This is a genomic window from Pilosibacter sp. YYHA0881 (assembly GCF_051602715.1).
Classification (GTDB): Bacteria; Bacillota; Clostridia; order Lachnospirales; family Lachnospiraceae; genus Alitiscatomonas; species Alitiscatomonas aceti.
Genome location: NZ_CP175657.1, coordinates 2,415,426 through 2,436,250 on the forward strand (window position 1 = coordinate 2,415,426; position 20,825 = coordinate 2,436,250).

The following is a 20,825-nucleotide window of genomic DNA, read 5'->3' on the forward strand; positions in this document are numbered from 1 at the left end:
GGACAGGATGAGTATGAAGACTATGTTGGACCGCGGCGCAGGCATTCTGATGCCGGTTTCCAGTCTCCCGTCTCCTTATGGGATCGGTACGTTTGGAAAGGCCGCTTACGAGTTTGTGGATTTTTTAAAGAAAGCAAGGCAGAAATACTGGCAGGTACTTCCGGTGGGGCCCACCAGCTATGGGGACAGCCCCTACCAGTCATTTTCTGCATTTGCAGGGAACCCGTATTTTATCGATCTGGATACCCTGGTGGAGGAGGAGCTCCTTACAAGGGAAGAGATCGACGCCTGTTACTGGGGCGACGATGAGGCACAGGTGGCCTATGATACCGTGTTCTGGTACCGGTTCCCTCTGCTGAAGAAGGCCCACGCCCGCAGCGAATTCCATGAGGAAGAGGGCTATGAGAAATTCTATATGGAAAGCTGGTACTGGCTCAATGACTATGCCTTTTACATGGCGTTAAAATTCCATTTTGACAATCAGGAATGGCTGGCCTGGCCGGAGGATATCCGTTTCCGGAAAAAGGACGCGGTGGAGCGGTACAAAGAGGAGCTGAAGGAAGAGATCGATTTCTGGAAGTTCTTACAGTATAAATTTTTCCAGCAATGGAAAAAATTAAGGGCATACGCCAATAGCCAGGGGATCTCCATCATAGGGGATATTCCCATCTATGTGGCCCTGGACAGCGCAGACGTGTGGACCCATCCGGAGCTGTTCCTGCTGGATGAGGAAAACCTGACGCCTCTGAAGGTGGCGGGAGTGCCGCCGGACGCCTTCAGCGAAGACGGACAGCTCTGGGGAAATCCCCTGTACCGCTGGGATGTACAGGAGAAAACGGATTTTGCCTGGTGGAAGGAGCGGATGAAGGCGTCGGGACGGCTGTACGATGTGGTCCGCATCGATCATTTCATCGGCGTGGTCCAGTATTATGCGATCCCGGCGGGAGCTGAGGACGGAAAGGCCGGAGAATGGCTCAAGGGCCCTGGGAAAAAGCTGACGGACGCCATCGGCCAGGTGATCGGAGACACAAAGGTCATCGCCGAGGACCTGGGGATCTTTGTTCCGGAGGTAAAGGCGCTTCTGGAGGAGACCGGTTATCCGGGCATGAAGATCATCGAATTTGCCTTCAGCGGAGACCGGTTCAATGAGCATCTTCCCCATATGTATACGCCAAATTCCGTGGTTTATGGAGGTACCCATGACAACGAGACGCTGGTCGGATATTTTAAGCCGGAAGAGCGTCAGTGGTGGGAGTTACAGTATATTGCCGATTACATGGGAGTTTCCCACCAGGACCAGGTGGTGGACCGGGTCATGTTCACGGCCTACGGCTCTGTGGCCAGCGTAGTGATCTTCCAGGCCCAGGACGTTCTGAAGCTGGATAACTGGGCCAGGATGAACACACCGGGAACGGTGGGGAGCAACTGGAGATGGCGTATGCGCTCCGGTGAGCTGAACCAGGGCCATGCGGATCATCTGGCCTGGCTGGTGGATACCTTCGGAAGGTTTTAGGGATGCGCCGGGAGGGGCGATGGATAGCAGGAGACTGCTGAAGAAGGAAAAACGCTCGGGATCGCTAGGATCGTGAAGAAAATAACGATATCTGAAAAATCTGAAGATGACTCCTTGACAAAGTGTGAATGAATTTATATAATAGGGCTTTCCCGTTGACAGAAAACTTTTAAAAGGAGTGCATGGATCATGAATAAGAACACAACAGATATCACATTATCAGCTTATTTTAATGACATTGTCATCGGATATTATGAGGATGAGGCGCTGGTAAAGCAGCTTGGCAGGCAGCTGGGCTTTGATGTGGACATGGATACGTTTATGGCCGTATCGTTCCAGTACCCGTCCGATATGAATGTAAAACCGGAGGACTGGGAAAGGCTTACGGATGCCGCCCAGGCGGTGATCGGGCTTTCGGAGATCAATAGAAGGATCACGGGAAAGCAGATCATCACCTGCGATTCCGGCGTATGTGTGATCCTTATTACCCATGATAAGGCAGAAATGCGCCGGATCCTGGATGCGGTGAAGGCTGTGGCTGCCGAAGAGGTGGGGAAGATCATTTCCGACCGGAGGATCCGGGTGGGGATCGGCACCATCGAAGGCGGGATCAAGGGCATCCGGCATACGTACAGCAATGCCCAGGATGCGGTAAAGGCCGGAGAGATCTTTAAGAAGGACCGTGTGATCCTGGAATATATGGGCATGGAAATATACAGCAGCATCAACCAAATGGTGGTAAGCTTCGGAGACCGGCTCACGAGAACGGTCCTGCGGCAGCTGGGAGAGACGGAAAAACGGGTCCTTTCCCAATATTATAAATGCAAGGAGGATGCTGCGCTGACCGCAGAGGAGCTGGGGATGACCCAGGAGGAGGTAAAGAACAGCCTGGCCCAGGTGAAGGTCAATACGGGTCTGGATGTAAACGATACCGAGGACAATTTCAAGCTCCATTTCATCACCATTGCCAAAAAAGTGCTGGAAAATGACGAGAGGATCCGGAGGAACCGCTGATCCTGGGATGGACCGTTCAGGGGCAGCAGCCGCTGGCCGGTATTTCCGGCGGCTGGCAGCGGAAACTGGCAGTGAAGACAAAAAGTGAAAAGGAAGCCGCCCGGCTGGGAGATCGACCCGCCGGACAGCTTCCTTTTTATATATTATGGGGTAAGGTATGAACAAGGATTATGCGGCAGTCTGCTTGTTTTTTCTTGCAAAGAAGATAAAACCAAAGGCTGCAAATCCGAACATCATGGCAAAGCCGACGCCGCAGGTGAGGCCGATGCCGCTGGTCAGCCAGATGGGGGTGAGGCCGACGAACACGTCCTTCCAGGACATGATGGCGGAGTAAACGCCGTGGGTATCGCCTGCGCTGGACAGGGAATCCGGGTCAACGGCTCTTACCAGGGCAAGACCGGTGGAGGTGTTGCCGGTGGCGGCGCCGAAGGCCATGCAGGCCTTCTCAAACCACTCCTCACGGCAGAAGCGGTAGGCCAGATAGAAGATGAGCGGAACTGTAAGGACAGCCAGGATCACGGTGTAGATCAGCACCGGCACGATGTAGGTGGAAACAAATTCCATGTCCAGGGTGGCCATGGCCGTGAAGACGGTGATCTCCAGGCAGAAGCCGCTGGCCATCTTGATGGTCTTTAAGTCCACATAACGCTCCAGCTTTGTCACCTTTAAGAGCTGCCAAAGGATCGCGCCGCCGAAAATTCCGTGGAGTACGCTGGGAAGCTCGTTAAAGAACGGGATGTAAGCGCCCAGGAGGCCAAAGAGCTTGCGGCCGATGAAAAGGGCGGTCAGAAGCCAGGCTACCTGTAAGGCCAGATGGTTGATGCTGATGCCGGTGGTGACGGTATGGCCGGAAGCCACACGTTTTTCCTCCGGAAGAACGCCGCCATAGAAGTAATCGGGCTGCTTTTTAGGCTCTTTTACATAGGTTCCCCAGCCCTTCCGGATACCGAAGTTGACCATGATCATGCCCACTAACATGGCGACGATGAGGCCAAGGGTGGATAATACCATACCTACGGCCATGTTTCCCTCGATGCCCAGCTTCTCAAAGGCTGCGCCGGCGGCAGCGGCAGTTCCGTGGCCGCCGTGGAAGGAGAATACGCCCATGACGCCCCAGCCATCGGGAAGACCGGGCCATACCTTCTGTAAGAGCCAGCCCAGGAATACGCCCAGGCCCAGCTGCATTCCATAAGAGGTCATAGTCATACAGGAATAGTCCAGATAGGAGCCGATTTTTTTCCGGTTGATGGTCACGCCGAATACGGTGGCGGCCATTACGATGTCGATCATGACGCTGGGAATGGAGCTGAAGCTCTCGGGAACCTCAACGACGCCCAGGACCTGCTGACCCAGTAAAAGGAGGATCAGTCCGCCGATCAGTGACGACGGAAGGAACAGCTTCTGGAGCGGCTTGCACAGCTCGCGGACAAAGAAGCCCACGAGGAGGAACACAGCCAGCACCAGGATATCATTACACAGTGATGCAACAGTCATTTCTTAAATCCCTCTGCTTTCGTATTTTCTGAATGTTTATTAAAGATTAAACATTCATTAAAAATCAAACATTCCAGCCGGTTTTGTATCCGGTTTTTTCGTGTCGGTATAGGTTTTCGCGGTCTTATAGTCCACATCGTTGATGGGCCATGTGGGAGCCTTGCCTTCGTAGACCTCCTGGATGCCCATGGCTGCGAAATAGGATGCGCGGTGGGCAGCCTCTGTGGTGTTTCCGCCGATGTGGGGATAAATGATCATATTGTCCAGGGTTAAGAGCGGGTTCTTCGGATCCACCGGCTCCTTCTGGATGGCGTCCAGACCGGCTCCTGCGATGATTCCGTCTCTGCATGCCTCATAAAGGGCGGTCTCATCCACGCAGCCGCCGCGGGCCGTGTTGATCAGGAAGGCAGTGGGCTTCATCATAGCCAGTCTTTCTTTATTTACCATGTTCTTTGTCACCGGAGTGTTGGGGCAATGAAGGGAAACGTAATCGCACTCCTTGAAGATCCGGTCCAGATCACGGACTACCTCAACGCCTTCGGGGAAATCACAGGCCGGCTTATAGGGGTCGTAGGCCATGACGTTCATCTCAAAGCCCAGGGCGCGCTTTGCAACGCGGCTTCCGATGTTTCCGCAGCCGATGAGGCCCAGTGTCTTGCCGTTGATGGTGTTCTTTCTTACCTTTAATTTTGCCTTGTAGAAGTCGTCTACCCAGGTCTTGTGGAGAACGGTCACGTTGCGGCTCATTTCCAGGATCAGCAGCATGGCTGTCTCAGCCACAGAGGTGCTGTTGGCCACCGGAGCGTAAAGGGCCTGGACGTTGTTGTCATGACATGCCTTCACATCTAAGGCATCAAAGCCTGCGCCATGGCGGACAATGACCTTTAAGTTGGGGTTGGATTCAATGATCTCTCTGGAGATCGGTGTGATGCGGACGATCATGGCGTCCGGCTGGTATTCCTTAAAGTCTGCCAGAACATCCTCTGGCTCAAAGCCGCGTCCATCGATGATGGTATGGCCGGCATCCTCTAAAAGCTTCCGTCCCTCGGACATGATCTCCTGCGGCAGTAAAATTTTCCAAGCCATAGTATAACCTCCTAAAATTTTTTGTGTATTTTTTTGTGCTTCACGGACGTGTGTCCTTCTGGTTGTCATTATATGGGAATCGCAAAGCAAAATCAAACAAGCAGTTTTGGGCAATATAACAAAAAAATGTTGTGAACATCTCTTAACACATAGAAGAAAACGGATGAAAAGAAACGCACATGGGGGAAACATAAGAGGGAACAATAAAATTTTGTTAAAATATGAATAATATATTGTTTTTCCTTTGTTAATACTTGAAATATACTGGAACTAAATAAATATAATAGGAGGGGAAGCCATGAAGGAACCGATCAGCAGATATTTCCAGATGGGAACGCTCACCTGGATGTCGTTTCCAAGTCTGTCAACGCTGGAAGCTGTAAAAAGAGTTGCCGCAGATGAGTATTTTACCGCCGTAGAGGTCCGGAGCTGTAGGGATGACGCGGAACGGGAGGAGGTACGGAGGGTCCTGGAGCAGGCACATCTGACCGTTTACTATGGAGCGCATCCGGACCTTCTCTCTATGAAACTGAATCCCAATGCCATGGACGAGGCGGAGCGCCAGAGGGCAGAAACATTTTTAAAGCACGCTGTGGATGAGGCATCCTACCTGGGCGCCAGGGGAATGGCCTTTCTGGCTGGAAAATGGGAGGAGAAAATGAAGGAGCGGGCGTACAGCCAGCTTTTAAAGACCACGATCCAGGTCTGCCGTTACGCGGAGGAAAAGGGACTCAAGGTGGAGCTGGAGCTGTTTGATCATGATGTGGACAAGGCGGTGCTCATGGGACCGGCTTCCTATGGGGCTGCCTTTGCGGCAGATGTGAGGAGACAGTGCGGAAACTTTGGCCTTCTGGCGGACCTGTCCCATATGCCGCTGACCCGGGAGACGGCCAGGGAGGTGATTCCGGCGATCCGGCCATATCTGACTCACCTGCATTTTGGAAATGCCGTTACGAAGCCGGGATGTCCCGGATACGGAGATAAGCATCCAAGAATGGGATTTCCGGGAGGCTGCAACGATGTTCCAGAGCTGCTGGACTTTTTACAGGTGCTGAAGGAGGAGGGCTTTTTCCGGGAGGAGGATCCCCTTCCCATGTCCATGGAGGTAACCGTGATGGACGGAGAGTCTGAGGATGCAGTACTGGCCGGCACCAAGCGGGCATTCAACCGCGCCTGGGCGCTGCTTTAAACAAGGAGGATGAAAGAAGATGAAGATCGTTATTTTAGACGGCTATACGGAAAATCCGGGAGACCTGACCTGGGAGCCGCTGGAAAAGCTTGGGCAGGTGACGGTGTATGACAGGATTTCTTATGAGGAGTCTCCGGAGATCGCAGAAAAGATCGGCGATGCGGAGATCGTGGTGACCAATAAGACGCCGGTGTCCAGGGAGACCATGGACCGATGCCCGGGGATCCGGCTGATCGCCGTCATGGCGACCGGCTATAACATTGTGGATTATACTTACGCCCGGGAAAAAGGGATCCCGGTGGTCAATGTGCCCAGCTACGGGACCCAGATCGTGGGTCAGTACGCCGTCAGCCTTCTTCTGGAGATCTGTTCCCACATCGGATACCATTCCGAAACCGTAAAGGCCGGAAAATGGGAAAAGAATCCGGATTGGTGCTACTGGGATCATCCGATGATCGAGCTGTATGGAAAAACGGCCGGGATCGTGGGCCTGGGCCGCATCGGCCAGGCTACGGCGAAGATTTTAAATGCCCTGAATATGAAGGTGATCGCCTATGATGCCCATCAGAGCCCCCAGGGAGCGGAGCTGGCGGAGTATGTGGATCTGGATACGCTCTGGGCCCGGTCCGACGTGATCTTCCTGCACTGTCCGCTGTTTCCGGAGACCCAGGGGATCATCAATCGGGATACCATTGAAAAAATGAAGGACGGCGTGATCCTCATCAACAATTCCAGAGGCCAGTTGGTGGTGGAGCGTGATCTGGCAGATGCCCTGAACAGCGGGAAGGTTTATGCTGCGGGGCTGGATGTGGTGTCCACAGAGCCCATCCGGGGGGACAATCCTCTTCTGAGAGCCAGAAACTGCATCATCACGCCCCATATTTCCTGGGCCGCCCGGGAATCCAGGGAGAGGATCCTGGATACCACAGTGGAAAATATCCGGGCATTTCTCGGCGGATCCCCGGTCCACGTGGTCAATTAAAGGGCCTGGGACGTCCGGGGAGGACGGTCGCGATGCCGGCAAATACTTCTTTTGTAATGGAAATAAAATCCTGGGCATACTGGGGCAGAACGCGGTCCTTGTGGGATGCAATGACGATCCGGTGGCCGATGAGCTCATTTTTCAGGGTCAGGGGAAAGGCATTGGCCTCTGGATAGGCCGAAAGAAAGGCCGGGAGCCTCGTCTGGGTACAGAAAAACGCCCCGTAGTCATAAGGAAACAGGGAAATGAACAGCTCCGTGGACTGGGATTCCAGGAAGATCCTGGGCTTGACCCTGGAGGACAGGAAGCACTGGTCGATGGTCCTTCTCAGCTTCATGGAGGGATGGGGGAGCAGGAAGGGAAGTCCGGAAAAACCACTCAGATCCGTGCCCTGCTCCGAGCGGTTTTTCAGCACGCTCCAGGTATCGGGATAATACTTTTTCAGCAGATGGTCGGAGCAGACCATGTAAATATGGTCGTTGAGGAGGGGCGTGGAATCTAATTTTGGGTTGTCCTGGTACATGACGCCGATGAAGAGATCCAGCTCTCCGCTGCAGAGCATTTCCTCCATTTCGCTGGAGGATTTGCCGCACAGCTCAATGGAGATATTGGGCCATTTTTCATAAAACTGTGGAAGGATGCTGGGCAGGCAGATCTCTCCCCGGTAGGTGGGGATCCCCAGCTTCAGGCTGCCGATGCTGTTGGCGGATATATCCGCCAGGCGGTTCATAAATTCGTGCTCTTCTGCCAGGATCTTTACAGCCACAGCGTAAAGCTGCTCGCCCTCATAGGTGAGAGCCAGCTTTGGCTTCCGGTGGAACAGGGAAACACCGTAATGCTGTTCCAGACGCTGGATATGCTGGCTTAAATTCTGCTGGGAAATATAGAGCTTCTGGGCCGTGTTGGTGACATGCAGCTCCCGGGCCAGCTCCACGAAATAGTAGAGGGTCAGCAGATTCATAAAATTACCTCCGATCTGAACATGGTAGTGTCAAAAACTACCTACTTTTTATTGTTTAAATCTATTAAAAACCTCGATTTTACGGGAAGTTTCAAATAAAAAGAGCATTGACCTCCCTTTTCTGGTATAATGTCTATCGCCAAACAAACATCCCCGAAAGGAGCCAATGCTCATGGACATTATACTATACTTACTTTCTCTTATTCAATACCAACATCAACAAATTTGCTGGCTTTTAAATTTTATCTGCAGATATATCCCTCTCAAACAGTGGGCGTTCGATGATTCCCATTCTCCCAAATATCAGAAATTCAAAGTAGATGAACTTCCTGTCATTAAAACCTTTATCAAACAGGACTGGCAGTTCCTCCTTGAATACTATCAGTGGAAATATCATAAGCCCCTGAAGCCCGTTCAACGCCGGAACGGAAAAACCATCCCTGATGATACCGTATGCCCTCTGTGCGGCGCTCTACACCATTTCATCTATGACAACAATGGCGGCAATGGCCAGTATCAGTGCAAGGTCTGTGGACAGACCTTCTCTACTGGTGACTCCGTAACTGCTCCGAGCCGCTTTTTATGTCCTCACTGCGGACATTCTTTAGTTCCAAAGAAAGACCGGAAATTCTTCCGTAAGCACAAATGCGTGAACCCTAAGTGCCCTTACTATCTCCATAATCTCGCAAAAGTAGACCGCAAAGATTTGGAAGACGATAACGGCAAAACCAAATACAAACTTCATTACATCTACCGTGAATTCACGGTGGATTTCTTTGCCATGGATTTAAATTCACTCCCAAAGAATGCTTCTTCCCTGAAATTCTCCAGGCACAACGCACACGTCATGTCCCTCTGTCTGACCCTGCATATCAACCTCGGGCTTTCTTTAAGGAAAACTTCCCAGGCTCTCAAAGACCTTTATAACATCAGCATCTCCCACCAGCAGATCGCCAACTACTGCAAAACTGCTGCTGTCTGTATCAAGCCCTTTGTCGATCATTACGGCTACAAAACAGGCGATGTTTTTACTGCTGACGAAACCTATATCAAAGTCCGGGGAATCAAAGCGTATATCTGGTTTATCATGGATGCCGCAAGCCGTTCCATTATCGGTTATCAGGTCTCTGACAGCCGAAGTGTCGGTCCCTGCATCCTTGCTATGCGGATGGCTTTCCGCCATCTGGCAGAACTGCCAGAAAACTTTCAGTTCATCGCAGATGGATACAGTGCCTATCCATTAGCTGCCATGGAGTTTGCCAGAAAATTTAAAAATAACTTTAAATTCAGCATTACACAGGTGATCGGCTTAACCAATGATGACGAGGTTTCAAAGGAATTCCGTCCCTACAAGCAGATGATTGAACGCCTGAACCGCACCTACAAGGCCTCTTACCGCACCACAAATGGATTTGATAATTATGAAGGTGCCAACTACGACTTAGCCTTATGGGTTGCTTACTATAATTTCCTGCGTCCACATAAACACAATCAATATCAGGTCCTGAATCAGGTCGATATGCTGAATCAGGCTGACAATATGCCAGGTAAATGGCAGCTGCTTATCTTTCTGGGACAACAGACCATCTTAAACCTCCAAGCCGAAGGCTCTAACTGTTCTTAGATTCCAAGCCTGAGGTAACATAACCAGCCACCGAAAGCACTGCTTTCGGCCTGCCCTTGAGGGCACGCAGAAGAACTGCTACACTGCTGTATACGACGGATGAATTTCTAACTGTTCTTGAGTTCTTCGCCGTCGGTGAGTCGCCTACAGCAGTTCTTTTGCGTGCTGTCAAGGGTGGCGGAAGTCTGCCCCAGACTAAAATATCTGCAATTTTCAAGGTTCATCTGAGTCTTTTTCTTTTGACTCAGTTTTTCATAGTTTACTTGACACTACCCTGAACATATACTGCTTTCATTATAATAGAAGAAAAAACAGAAGTAAAGAATAACAATATTTCTTTGTGGATAGCAAACAGATACATTGTTTGCTATTGTCATAATTCTGTCTTACAATGAAACCAGATCAAGGAGCTGCGGCTCCCGGCACAGAAAAAAAGAGCTTTCAGACAAGGAGAAAATGATATGGCAGTAGGAAAGAGAATCTATTTAAAAAGAAACATGCCGGATCCGGAAGTAATGGAACAGTTTAAAACGATTCCCGCTTCCAACACCTGCGACGTAATGGGAAGAAACGCGGCCATGAATCCGCGGATCCATCTGGTGAGCAGCCCCAAGGCCCAGATGATGGTGGGACCGGCTCTTACGGTCAAGGCAAGAGGCGGAGACAACCTGGCCCTTCATGCGGCTTTAAACATTGCAGAGGCTGGAGATGTGGTCGTGGTTTCCAATGAAGAGGACAACACCCGTTCTCTGATCGGCGAGATCATGATGGCCTATCTTCGCCATGACAGAAAGGTAGCCGGCATCGTCATTGACGGACCTATCCGTGATATCGACGAGATCGGCCAGTGGGATTTCCCGGTATATGCCACAGGGACAACACCCGGCGGCCCTTATAAAGAGGGACCGGGCGAGGTGAACGTACCTGTTGCCTGCGGCGGTATCAGCGTAAATCCGGGCGACATCATTCTGGGGGACCCGGATGGCGTGATCGTCATCCCGAGAAAGGACGCAGCACAGATCCTGGAGGACGCTAAGAAGTTCCAGGAGGCGGATGAGAAGAAGCTGGAGGCTGCAAAGAACGGCACCGCCAACAGAGCATGGGTGGAAAAGACCCTGGCTGCAAAGGAATTTGAGATCATCGACGGCGTATACGAGCCATAATAGTACATACAAAACCTTCCTAGAAAACGGACTGCGGCAGATTCTGTAAAGGATCCTGCCGCAGTCTGTTTTTATGGTTTTATATGTTAAAAGATATTGACTTTTTTTTTCATTTAGATTATATTACAAATGCCCGTACAGGGGCATTTGTTTTACCGAATAGTTAGATAATGCTAATCAAAAAGAACCATGAAATGGATAAAAGGAGATACAAATGAAGCTGAGCAGACTGCCGATCGGAAGCACGGCTACGATCCTCTCTGTGGGCGGAAGCGGAGCGCTCCGCCAGCATTTCCTGGATATGGGACTGATCCAGGGGACAGAGGTGACAGTTGTAAAATACGCGCCAATGGGGGATCCCATTGAGCTGAGGATCCATGGATATGAGCTGACCATCCGGCTGGAGGATGCGGAGAACATTGAGATCAGCGAGCCCCACCAGCCGGTGGATGTACAGAAGAAATCACAGAAAACAGAAAAACATCATCCGGGCTATGGAGAGGGAGGAAAATTCCATAACCGGAAGGAGGAAAATCCTCTGCCGGAGGGAGAGACCCTGACCTTTGCCCTGGTGGGGAATCAGAACTGCGGAAAGACCACGCTGTTCAACCAGCTGACTGGATCCCGGCAGCATGTGGGCAATTTCCCAGGTGTTACAGTAGACCGGAAGGACGGTGTGATCCGCGGCTATGACAATACGCTGATCACAGACCTTCCCGGGATCTATTCCATGTCTCCGTACAGCAGCGAGGAGATCGTCACCAGGGAATTTGTGATCCAGACAAGGCCCAAGGGGATCATCAATATCGTGGATGCCACCAACATCGAGAGGAACCTGTATCTGACCATGCAGCTGCTGGAGCTGGGGATCCCCATGGTGGTAGCCCTAAATATGATGGATGAGCTCTGGGAAAACGGCGGTTCGGTGCTGGTCAACGAAATGGAGGAGGCCCTGGGAGTTCCGGTGATCCCCATTTCCGCCGCCAAGGGAGAGGGGATCGAGGAGCTGGTCCGCCATGCGGTCCATGTGGCCAGATACCAGGAAAAGCCTCTGGAGATGGACTTCTGTAAAAAGGAGGAAGGGATCCACCGGGGGATCCATGCAGTCATGCACTTGATCGAGGACCATGCGGCCCAGGCACAGATCCCGGTGCGGTTTGCGGCCAGCAAGGTGATGGAGGGCGATGAAAAGATCCTGGAGCGGCTGAAGCTGACGGACAATGAGAAACGGATCCTGGATGAGATCGCCAGACAGACTGAGGAGGAGACTGGAATGGACCGGGCGGCCGCAGTGGCCCAGATGCGGTTCGACTACATCGGAGAGGTCTGTTCCGAGACAGTGATCAAGCCCAGGGAGAGCAAGGAGCGTACCAGAAGCCGCCAGATCGACCGGTTCCTGACGGGAAAATATACGGGGATCCCGGCCTTTATCGGGATCATGGGGCTGGTATTCTGGCTGACCTTCAATGTGGTCGGCGCGTTTTTACAGGGGATCCTGGAGACGGGGATCGAAGGGCTGACCGCCATGGCAGACACGGCTATGACAGCCGCAGGCGTCAACAGCGTGGTCCAGTCCCTGGTCATCGACGGGATCTTTGGCGGCGTGGGCGGCGTTCTGAGCTTCCTTCCCATTATCGTAACACTGTTTTTCTTCCTGTCGCTGCTGGAGGACAGCGGCTATATGGCCAGAGTCGCCTTTATCATGGATAAGCTCTTAAGAAAGCTGGGCCTTTCCGGACGGAGCATCGTCCCCATGCTGGTGGGCTTCGGCTGCACGGTGCCGGGAGTCATGGCCAGCCGGACCCTTCCGTCGGAGCGGGACAGGAAGATGACCATTCTCCTGACGCCGTTTATGAGCTGTACGGCCAAGCTTCCGATCTACGCCTTCTTTACAGAGGCCTTTTTCCCGGAGCACCAGGCTCTGGTGATGATCGGGCTTTATGTGCTTGGGATCTTCATGGGGATCCTCATGGCACTGATCTTTAAAAAGACCTCCTTTAAGGGAGAGGCCGTGCCCTTTGTGATGGAACTTCCCAACTACCGGATGCCGGGAGCAGCCAATGTGGGCCATCTTCTGTGGGACAAGGCGAAGGATTTTCTCCAGCGTGCCTTTACGGTGATCTTCCTGGCTACCATTGCCATCTGGTTCCTTCAGAACTTTGACACGGGCTTTAACATGGTGGCGGACTCACAGGACAGCATCCTGGCTCTTCTGGCGGGCGTGCTGGCCCCGGTATTCCTGCCGGTGGGCTTTGGGGACTGGCGGATCGTCACAGCCCTGATCTCCGGCTTCATGGCCAAGGAGAGCGTGGTCTCGTCCCTGACGGTGCTGTTTGGAAGCATGGAGGCGCTTCAGGGAACCCTTACGGTTCCGGGAGCCGTTTCCCTGCTGGTTTTCTGCCTTCTTTATACGCCCTGCGTGGCGGCCATCGCCTCGGTGAAGCGGGAGCTGGGCGGAAAATGGGCGGCTGCTATGGCGGCCGGCCAGTGCGTGCTGGCGTGGATCGTGGCCTTTATCGTATACCAGGCGGCATTGTTCCTTTAATATCATAAAAAGCCCTCTCCGAAAGCCGACAGGAATGCGGCGGACGGAGGGGGCTTTTGGCTTTAAGCGGGCTTTATTCCGGGACCAGGAGGCGCTGACAGGCCAGCTCACAGCGTTTTTTGTCATGGGCCAGGCCGATACAGAGGATCTCTCCTTTTAATGGGGCGTAATACTTCTTTTCCAGTATCTGCTCCAGAGCCTCATTTTTCAGCCGTTCCAGGTCGGTTCCCTGTTTAAATTCAATGATCACATGAGGATTTTTTCGATGGAGCGATTCCAGAGTGATATCGCTCCGGCCGTATCCGTTTTCCAGATTGCTCGTTACTTTATAGCTTCCGCGCATGGTCATGCACATACCCAGGAAAAGCATGTGGTAGGCATTTTCTTTGGCATCCAGGTAACTGGTACAGGAAATGACGATTTTTCGGTAAAGTTCCAGAAAACGGTCTGTATCCCTGTGGAGAAGACAGGAGAACATCTGCTGAAGCTCCAGACCATCCATTCCTCCAAGTTCAGTGATCAGGACCTGGAACTCGGACATTACCTCATCATTGGGGATGCGGACGATCACGGTATTTTCGTCCAGCCGTTCCAGCGCCGTTAAATATCCGGAATTTACTAAAAGTCCCCATAGACTGTACGTGCTTCCGCGTTCGATATAAGAGGTTTCCAGGGTAAGCCAGACAGGAATCTGGTTTCCTGAGGCCAGGCGGTCAAAGTCAGTCCAGAAATTCTTATCAGCCTCAGACAAAGTCCTTTTAATAAGGTAATTGGAGGATGTATTGACCCAGTATCCATGAAGCTCGCCAGAATCGGCATAGTTTAAAAGAGACCATGGATTATAAATTTCGATTCCGCCAAACAGATAGCCGTCATATTTACTCTTTACCTTCTGATTTAGAGAAAGGCTAAAATCTTTTAAAAGCTTTTCCGTTTCGGACGATGTAAATCCGAAATAGGAAGCGTACTGACGATGCAGGACTGTATAGACGCGGACGTTATTAAACTGGGAAAATATACTTTCTTTTGCAACCCTCTGGACTCCGGTCAGAAGGGCCTGTCCCAGATCGGGGTTTCCTTTCATAGCGCTTCCAAAGAGATTGGAAAAAAAGTTTCCAACAGAGTCATGATACCCGTATTCATAGCTGGACATGACGGGCTGATCGTATTCATCGATCAGAAGGAGAGGGGGTACTCTGTACTGTTCCCGAATGATCTGGCAGAGCAGCCGGATGGAATCTGTAAACAGGGCGGGCAGGGAAGCAGGATCCCTGAGGACATCGATCATTGCACGGAAGTCCTGGGCCAGCAGACTGGCCTCATCCAGTTTTCCTTTCATATTTTTTTCATATCTCATATATTCCAGATAAATCTGCTTTTTCATAAGAAGCAGCATTTCCTGGGCGGTCGTTCCCTTGCAGTCTTTCAGCGTAAGAAAAATAACAGGGCGTGAATTGATCTGGCTGGCATATTCCGTATCCATAATGGAAAGTCCCTGGAACAGCTGGCGGCTATCCTTTGTAATATCAAAAAATTCACGAAGCATGGTCATGTTCAGAGTCTTTCCAAAACGTCTGGGCCGGGTGATCAGGGTCACTTTATCTCCAGTGTCCAGAAAATCCCGGATCATCAAACTCTTGTCTATGAAATAAAGATTCTGTCTCCGTACTTCGGCAAAATCATCATTTCCAATGGGAAGTCTTTTTTTCATAAGGGTCCGCCTCCTTTTCTAGGAATAGTTTAGCACAGATGGGGGTGTTTTTGGAAGATGTAATTGATGGCCACAGCTATTTCGTGCAGTCCTTCGAGAGCTCGAGGAGAATTCCAGGAGATTTATCGACCTGACCAGAGAAGTTGGGAAAGCGATCCAGGGCGGATAAAAAAGTCAGAATTTCGTAAGAGAAAATGCCGGAAATGCCGGAGTTTCGCCGGACTCTGTTTCTTGACAGCCGTTCTCCCAGACGATATAATGTCTCTGTATATAACGGCGGCGGGGCAGAAAGAGCGATTGGTTCCGGCGGCGTGTAAATAAAGAAGACAGAAGGGGAATCAATATGGATCAGGGCAAGCAGACCAAGGAAAAAGCGGAGAAACTGGCAGTGATGAAGAAACTCAGCACATCGAAGGAGCTTTTTGTGCTCATGTCCCTCTGCACGAAGATGCCGTTTGTAATGTGTGACCCGGAAACCTTTGACGATGAGGTTTTCTTATATGAGAAAGAGGAAGATATCAAGCGTGAGGGACAGCGGTTCCTGGATCAGAAGATCCCGCTCCAGATTGCAAAGATCGATAACAAGCAGTTCCTGCATTTTTACAGCAACCTGTTTACCATGGGCGTCAACTGCCTGGTATTCAACGGCTATATGGAGGACGAGTATAAGCTGCAGCTGGCGGATCTGGTGAACCGTCCGGGACAGAATTTAAAGGAGGGGCAGATCTGGGTGGAGAATCCGGGCCTGCATCTGACGGCGCTTTATTTTATGCAGGAGGTCCGCAGACAGAAATTTGAAAAGCTCCCCAAAGAGCTCCAGGAGCTCCAGGAGGAGATCCTGGCAGATTATGGAAAGGGAACCTACCTGGCTCCGTTCAATGAGGAAAACGGCGTGCCGCTGTTAAAGCAGCAGAACGGGGATTCCTATCAGCCGATCTTTACGGACATGCTGGAATTCAATAAGTTCAACCGGGAAAATTTCTTTAAGGCGTCGGTGATGACGGCGGATAAGATCACAGGAGCCCTGGCCAAGGGTGCCAGGGGCGTGGTGGTGAACCCCATGGGAGTAAACCTCCAGCTTCCGATTACAAAGAGAGCCGCATCGGGTCCGGCAAAGCCTCTGGACCCGGCAAAGCTGGCTGAGGCGGCAGTGGCCGAGGCGCTGAGGGAGCCGGAAAAGCCCGAGGTTCCGCTGGGGGACCTGGGAAACAGCGGGGAATGATCTCCCGCAGAAGGGAAGGATTTTAATGAGGAGAAATGAAAAGTTTCTGACCGCCATGGCGGCGGCCTTTATGACCACGGCAGCCGTGTCCTTTTCATCGATGGCGGCTGTGGACACGGATTTCCACCGGTTCGTGGTGGGGACCATTATCAACGGCGTACCAGTGTCTGGAATGACCACGGCTGACGCCGAGGCGTACATAGAGGGGTATTTTAATGGCGGCTATACCCTGGAGATCGAGGATACTGAGGGAGTCCGGGAGGCGATCACCGATACATCCATTGGCTATACCGTGGACGTGACCGGGGACCTGGAGGCCATTTTGAAGGAGGAGAACGACGGCGGCAGAGTCAGCGGTCCCGGCGTGGAGCACCGGTATACGGTGGACGCAGAGCTTAAGTACGACGAGGCAGCCCTCAGGGCGCTTCTGGAGAACATGGCATTTGTAAAGAACGCCTCTCCCACCAGCGACGCCTATATTACTCCTTATGAGGAGGGAAAAGCCTTTTCCATCGTTCCGGAGGTCCAGGGAACGGAGATCGATATGGATAAGCTCATGGCAGCGGTAAAGGATGCCTTGAATTCCCAGACCCGGCTTTTGAAGGTGGAGAATCTGGACTGCTATAAGACGATCCAGGTCACTGCGGACAATGCGGATCTGAACCAGATGTGCGCCAATTTAAACCGGTATAAGGACATCAATATCACCTATGTATTCGGCGACCAGCAGGAGATCCTGCCGGGACTGGAGGCAGTCAAATGGATCGACGGCGTTTCCGGGTCCACAGTCCAGGTGAACCAGCAGAAGGTGGCGGAGTATGTGAAATACCTGGCTGATAAATACGATACCTATGGAAAGCCCCATACGTTTACCAGCACGTCCGGACGCCAGGTGTCTGTAAATGGCGACTACGGCTGGCAGATCAACCAGGCAGAGGAAGCGGTGGCTCTGACCAGGATGGTGCAGAACGGCACCAACCAGACCAGGGAACCGGCATACAGCCGCACAGCGGCCAGCCGGACCGGGAACGATTTCGGGACCACATATGTGGAGGTGGATATGGGCCTCCAGCACATCTACATGTATGAGAATGGGACTCTGATCGCAGAAGCGCCCATTGTCACGGGAAACGTGGCCAAGGGCTGGACCACGCCGGAGGGGCTTTATACCCTTTATTATAAGGAAAGGGACCGGGTGCTGCGCGGGCCGAAGCGGGCGGACGGAACGTATTCCTACGAGAGCCCTGTGTCCTACTGGATGCCCTTTAACGGCGGCATCGGACTCCATGATGCCAGCTGGCGCGGTAAGTTCGGCGGCGAGATCTATAAGAATAACGGCTCCCATGGCTGTATCAATATACCGCCGAAAACGGCAGCCGTGATCTATGAGCATGTATACAAAGGAATACCGATCCTCTGCTTTTATTAGGCGGGAATAAGAGGGTGTCCGCAGGAAACTGCGGGCACCCTCTGTTGCAGAAAATACGGGAAGAGGGAAGATTTCCCGGATGACAGGATCGAAGGAGGCAGCAAGGTGAACGAAAAGGAAAAAGAGCAGGAGCAAAAATATCTGGAGGCAGTGGACGTTTCTTATTCTTATGGTCTGGCCAAGGCCATGGAGAGGATAAAGAGTAACCCGGTACTGGGGTTCCGTACCGCTGGATCCAGGGCTGAGTATGAGACTGGAGAAATGCTGAGGCAGGAGATGGAGCGCATCGGCTTAGAGGATATCCATAAGGACCGGCTGTGTCTGGACGGGTGGGAATTTGAAAAGGCGGTACTGCGCTTTCGGGACGCAGAGGGAGCGGAACATGTCTTTCAGCTGGGGGCCTATCAGACCCAGTTTTTGACCGGGGGCTTTCAGAAATTTCCGCTGGTCTATGTGGGGCGGGGAGGAGCCCAGGACTATGCAGGCCGGGACGTGCGCGGCTGTCTGGTTCTGGTGGACATTAACCAGAGGGACGAGTGGTGGATCAACTTCCCTGTGTACCAGGCCCATTTAAAAGGAGCGGCAGCAGTGATCGCGGTCCAGGACAACGGCTATGGGGAGATCGACGGAGAGGCGCTGAACGCCCAGGACATTGCTGGTCCTAAGGATGCTCCGGCGTTTTCCATTTCCCAGAAGGACGCGGCTGTGTTAAAAGAGGCGCTTCAGAAGGAAGAACGGCTTACGGTGGAATTTGACGCCAGTTCCCGGATCCTGGAGCAGACAGAGTCCTACAATATCTGGGGAACGATCCCTGGGAGAGAGGAGGACATGATCCTTTTAAGCGCCCATTATGATTCTTATTATGACGGGTTCCAGGACGATAACTGTGCGGTGGCCATGATGCTGGGGATCGCCAGGGCTCTTCTGGAAACCGGATATCGGCCCAGAAAGACTCTGGTGTTCTGCGCCATGGCGGCGGAGGAATGGGGGATCGTCAATTCCAAATACGATTGGTCCACGGGAGCCTGGCAGCAGGTCTTCAAGCTGCGGCCTGACTGGCCGGGGAAGGTCATTGCGGATCTGAATTTTGAGCTTCCGGCCTACGCTCACAATGCCTGGGACGCCATCCGTTCTACTTATGAATATGAGGACTTTTTAAAGGAATTTGTGGAAAAGCTGCCGGTGGATCCCACGAACGTATATCCCCAGGGGCTGCGGGTCCACTGCCCCATCGAGACCTGGTCCGACGATTTTTCCATGGCTATTTCCGGGATCCCGTCCATGGTCAATGAATTCAGCAGCGCCGGATTTATGGAGACCCATTATCATTCCCAGTTCGACCGGGACGAGTTTTACGACGAGGCGGCATACCGGTTCCATCACGAGCTTTACGGACTTCTTTTGATGGCCCTGGACCGGGTGAACGTGGCTCCGGTGAACCTGGAACGGACCTTCCGGGCCTTGAGAGAAAGTGTCCGCCCGGTGACCGGGCGGGAAGACGAAAATGCATTAAAGACCCTGATGGAGAAGCTGGAGGAGGGAGAGAGGCTGGCCCGGGAGGTCTACGAGGCTGTGCGGACGGCCAATGCCGGAAATGGGGAGCCGGAGCGGGACAGAAGGCTCCAGAGCCAGCTTCTGTATCTCTTTAAAAAGGCCCAGGGATATTTTGTGCGGCTCAACTGGCACGATGAGGTTTTATTCCCCCACGAGGCGTCCCAGACCAATCTGCGGTATCTGGGTGAGGCGGTCCGGCAGCTGGAGGACAAAAACGTCCGGGGCGCCCTGGAGGCCCTGTACCAGGTGGATAACAACAAATATGCCTTCCAGTTTGACGATCAGGTATACCGCTATTTCACTGAATATGTGATGAACCAGGAGAAGGAACGGCTTCAGTGGGGAGCCGGAAGGATCGTCCATCATCTGGATCTGTCAAAACAGATCCGCAGCCTTATGGAAAAGGAACGGACCAGGAATACAGGGGTGGAGCCAGAGCTGGAGGCATTGAAGGCCATGGAGCGCCAGGCACTGGGCTGCTTTGACGACGATATCCGGTATATGATCCAGGCTGTGGATACGCTGACAGAGGGCTTGAGAAAGGCGAAAGAGGAGTAGGAAAGAATTATGGAAACCAGTGCGTTGTATCGAGTACAGAGAGAGGATCTGCCCAGACTCCAGAAAATGCTGACAGAGTGCTTTGCGGAGGATCCGCTGTATCATACGCTGATCCCGGATCCGGAAACCAGGAAGCGGCTGATGCCGGAGCTGTTTGAGTGCGATCTGAATGAATTTTATGAGACCTGTGAAATCTATGCGGAGAGCCCGGAGTTAAAGGGTCTTCTGGTGGTCTCTGACGAGGCGGAGGAGTACGATCCCATCCGCTTTTATCTGACAGAGGCCTGGGCCTCCTTAAAGACAGACGAGTATCTGATCAAAGAAGACAGGAGCCTAAAGACCCTCTGGAATTTCATCCGGGGACGGGACTATCTGAATTCCCGGTGGACAGCCCAGCTCCACCAGGAAAACCGCCTGCACATCATTTATCTGGCAGTGAGCCCCGGGGCCAGGCATACGGGGGTAGCGGAGATCCTCATGGACGAGGTGATCCGCTACTCAGAGAGCCACCGGATGCTGATCTCCCTGGAGACCCACAATGAAAAGAACCTGTCCTTTTACAGCCATTTTGGCTTTAAGACCTTTGGGATCGTGGAAAAGGATATGGGACTGAAGCAGTACTGCCTGGTGCGGGAGCCGCAGCAGGCGCAGACTGGAGACCTGCCCTGGGCAGACACAAGGAAGGGATAGAAAACGGAAAACCTCCGGGGCTGGCAGGCCCCGGAGGTTTTCAGGTATATATTGAGGAATAAACTTGCCCTTACTGGCAAATGGGCAGCA

15 protein-coding genes are annotated in these 20,825 nt (G+C 52.4%); 11 read left to right on the plus strand and 4 right to left on the minus strand.

The genetic code is table 11. The annotated features are described in order from the left end of the window. Window positions 1-13 precede the first annotated feature (13 nt). Both malQ and ACI6NM_RS11275 read left to right on the plus strand, forming a co-directional pair. Window positions 14-1,513: a 4-alpha-glucanotransferase gene (gene malQ / locus ACI6NM_RS11270; protein WP_262427744.1), complete on the plus strand. Its 1,500-nt coding sequence runs from the start codon at window positions 14-16 to the stop codon at window positions 1,511-1,513. A gap of 189 nt (window positions 1,514-1,702) precedes the next feature. Beyond that, window positions 1,703-2,527: a hypothetical protein gene (locus ACI6NM_RS11275; protein WP_262427745.1), complete on the plus strand. Its 825-nt coding sequence runs from the start codon at window positions 1,703-1,705 to the stop codon at window positions 2,525-2,527. Window positions 2,528-2,695: 168 nt separating this feature from the next. Here ACI6NM_RS11275 and ACI6NM_RS11280 read toward each other — a convergent pair whose 3' ends face one another. After that, entirely contained in the window at window positions 2,696-4,021 is a 1,326-nt protein-coding gene (locus tag ACI6NM_RS11280) for a sodium/glutamate symporter (RefSeq protein ID WP_262427746.1), read from the minus strand. A gap of 57 nt (window positions 4,022-4,078) precedes the next feature. Next, window positions 4,079-5,107, minus strand: a complete 1,029-nt coding sequence (locus ACI6NM_RS11285; RefSeq protein WP_262427747.1) for a hydroxyacid dehydrogenase — start codon at window positions 5,105-5,107, stop codon at window positions 4,079-4,081. A 298-nt stretch (window positions 5,108-5,405) separates the two neighbouring features. Here ACI6NM_RS11285 and ACI6NM_RS11290 point away from each other — a divergent pair, with 298 nt between their 5' ends. Both ACI6NM_RS11290 and ACI6NM_RS11295 read left to right on the plus strand, forming a co-directional pair. After that, window positions 5,406-6,296, plus strand: a complete 891-nt coding sequence (locus ACI6NM_RS11290) for a sugar phosphate isomerase/epimerase family protein (protein WP_262427748.1) — start codon at window positions 5,406-5,408, stop codon at window positions 6,294-6,296. Window positions 6,297-6,315: 19 nt separating this feature from the next. Then, the gene (locus tag ACI6NM_RS11295; RefSeq protein ID WP_262427749.1) at window positions 6,316-7,278 is read left to right on the plus strand and encodes a D-2-hydroxyacid dehydrogenase; all 963 of its coding nucleotides are present in this window, start codon (window positions 6,316-6,318) and stop codon (window positions 7,276-7,278) included. Here the strand turns inward: ACI6NM_RS11295 and ACI6NM_RS11300 are convergent. Then, entirely contained in the window at window positions 7,271-8,239 is a 969-nt protein-coding gene (locus ACI6NM_RS11300; protein ID WP_262427750.1) for a LysR family transcriptional regulator, read from the minus strand. The two genes, ACI6NM_RS11295 and ACI6NM_RS11300, sit on opposite strands and share 8 nt — an antisense overlap. 172 nt (window positions 8,240-8,411) lie before the next feature. Here ACI6NM_RS11300 and ACI6NM_RS11305 point away from each other — a divergent pair, with 172 nt between their 5' ends. The 3 genes from ACI6NM_RS11305 (at window position 8,412) to feoB (ending at window position 13,571) form a co-directional block, all read left to right on the plus strand. After that, entirely contained in the window at window positions 8,412-9,863 is a 1,452-nt protein-coding gene (locus tag ACI6NM_RS11305) for an IS66 family transposase (protein ID WP_438500865.1), read from the plus strand. 461 nt (window positions 9,864-10,324) lie between these two features. After that, the gene (locus tag ACI6NM_RS11310; RefSeq protein ID WP_022272811.1) at window positions 10,325-11,026 is read left to right on the plus strand and encodes an RraA family protein; all 702 of its coding nucleotides are present in this window, start codon (window positions 10,325-10,327) and stop codon (window positions 11,024-11,026) included. A 214-nt stretch (window positions 11,027-11,240) separates the two neighbouring features. Further along, the gene (gene feoB, locus ACI6NM_RS11315; protein WP_262426573.1) at window positions 11,241-13,571 is read left to right on the plus strand and encodes a ferrous iron transport protein B; all 2,331 of its coding nucleotides are present in this window, start codon (window positions 11,241-11,243) and stop codon (window positions 13,569-13,571) included. A gap of 73 nt (window positions 13,572-13,644) precedes the next feature. Here feoB and ACI6NM_RS11320 read toward each other — a convergent pair whose 3' ends face one another. Beyond that, entirely contained in the window at window positions 13,645-15,282 is a 1,638-nt protein-coding gene (locus ACI6NM_RS11320) for an ATP-binding protein (RefSeq protein ID WP_262426574.1), read from the minus strand. A gap of 343 nt (window positions 15,283-15,625) precedes the next feature. On the opposite strand from ACI6NM_RS11320, the gene ACI6NM_RS11325 reads away from it, so the two are divergent. From ACI6NM_RS11325 to ACI6NM_RS11340, 4 genes are all read left to right on the plus strand, one after another. Beyond that, window positions 15,626-16,504, plus strand: a complete 879-nt coding sequence (locus tag ACI6NM_RS11325; protein WP_022272804.1) for an SseB family protein — start codon at window positions 15,626-15,628, stop codon at window positions 16,502-16,504. Between the two features lie 25 nt (window positions 16,505-16,529). Beyond that, window positions 16,530-17,933, plus strand: coding sequence for a L,D-transpeptidase family protein (locus tag ACI6NM_RS11330; RefSeq protein ID WP_215653715.1), 1,404 nt, complete (start codon window positions 16,530-16,532; stop codon window positions 17,931-17,933). Window positions 17,934-18,038: 105 nt separating this feature from the next. After that, on the plus strand, window positions 18,039-20,045 hold the full coding sequence (locus ACI6NM_RS11335; protein ID WP_262426575.1) for a M28 family peptidase: 2,007 nt from the start codon (window positions 18,039-18,041) through the stop codon (window positions 20,043-20,045). A 9-nt stretch (window positions 20,046-20,054) separates the two neighbouring features. Next, window positions 20,055-20,735, plus strand: coding sequence for a GNAT family N-acetyltransferase (locus tag ACI6NM_RS11340; RefSeq protein ID WP_022272801.1), 681 nt, complete (start codon window positions 20,055-20,057; stop codon window positions 20,733-20,735). The last annotated feature ends 90 nt before the right edge of the window (window positions 20,736-20,825 follow it).

What these genes read in the sequence shown, in the direction of transcription:
- malQ (WP_262427744.1), top strand. Translation starts at nt 14, where the DNA reads ATGAAGACTATGTTGGACCGCGGCGCAGGCATTCTGATGCCGGTTTCC.
- ACI6NM_RS11275 (WP_262427745.1), top strand. Translation starts at nt 1,703, where the DNA reads ATGAATAAGAACACAACAGATATCACATTATCAGCTTATTTTAATGAC.
- ACI6NM_RS11280 (WP_262427746.1), bottom strand. Translation starts at nt 4,021, where the DNA reads ATGACTGTTGCATCACTGTGTAATGATATCCTGGTGCTGGCTGTGTTC.
- ACI6NM_RS11285 (WP_262427747.1), bottom strand. Translation starts at nt 5,107, where the DNA reads ATGGCTTGGAAAATTTTACTGCCGCAGGAGATCATGTCCGAGGGACGG.
- ACI6NM_RS11290 (WP_262427748.1), top strand. Translation starts at nt 5,406, where the DNA reads ATGAAGGAACCGATCAGCAGATATTTCCAGATGGGAACGCTCACCTGG.
- ACI6NM_RS11295 (WP_262427749.1), top strand. Translation starts at nt 6,316, where the DNA reads ATGAAGATCGTTATTTTAGACGGCTATACGGAAAATCCGGGAGACCTG.
- ACI6NM_RS11300 (WP_262427750.1), bottom strand. Translation starts at nt 8,239, where the DNA reads ATGAATCTGCTGACCCTCTACTATTTCGTGGAGCTGGCCCGGGAGCTG.
- ACI6NM_RS11305 (WP_438500865.1), top strand. Translation starts at nt 8,412, where the DNA reads ATGGACATTATACTATACTTACTTTCTCTTATTCAATACCAACATCAA.
- ACI6NM_RS11310 (WP_022272811.1), top strand. Translation starts at nt 10,325, where the DNA reads ATGGCAGTAGGAAAGAGAATCTATTTAAAAAGAAACATGCCGGATCCG.
- feoB (WP_262426573.1), top strand. Translation starts at nt 11,241, where the DNA reads ATGAAGCTGAGCAGACTGCCGATCGGAAGCACGGCTACGATCCTCTCT.
- ACI6NM_RS11320 (WP_262426574.1), bottom strand. Translation starts at nt 15,282, where the DNA reads ATGAAAAAAAGACTTCCCATTGGAAATGATGATTTTGCCGAAGTACGG.
- ACI6NM_RS11325 (WP_022272804.1), top strand. Translation starts at nt 15,626, where the DNA reads ATGGATCAGGGCAAGCAGACCAAGGAAAAAGCGGAGAAACTGGCAGTG.
- ACI6NM_RS11330 (WP_215653715.1), top strand. Translation starts at nt 16,530, where the DNA reads ATGAGGAGAAATGAAAAGTTTCTGACCGCCATGGCGGCGGCCTTTATG.
- ACI6NM_RS11340 (WP_022272801.1), top strand. Translation starts at nt 20,055, where the DNA reads ATGGAAACCAGTGCGTTGTATCGAGTACAGAGAGAGGATCTGCCCAGA.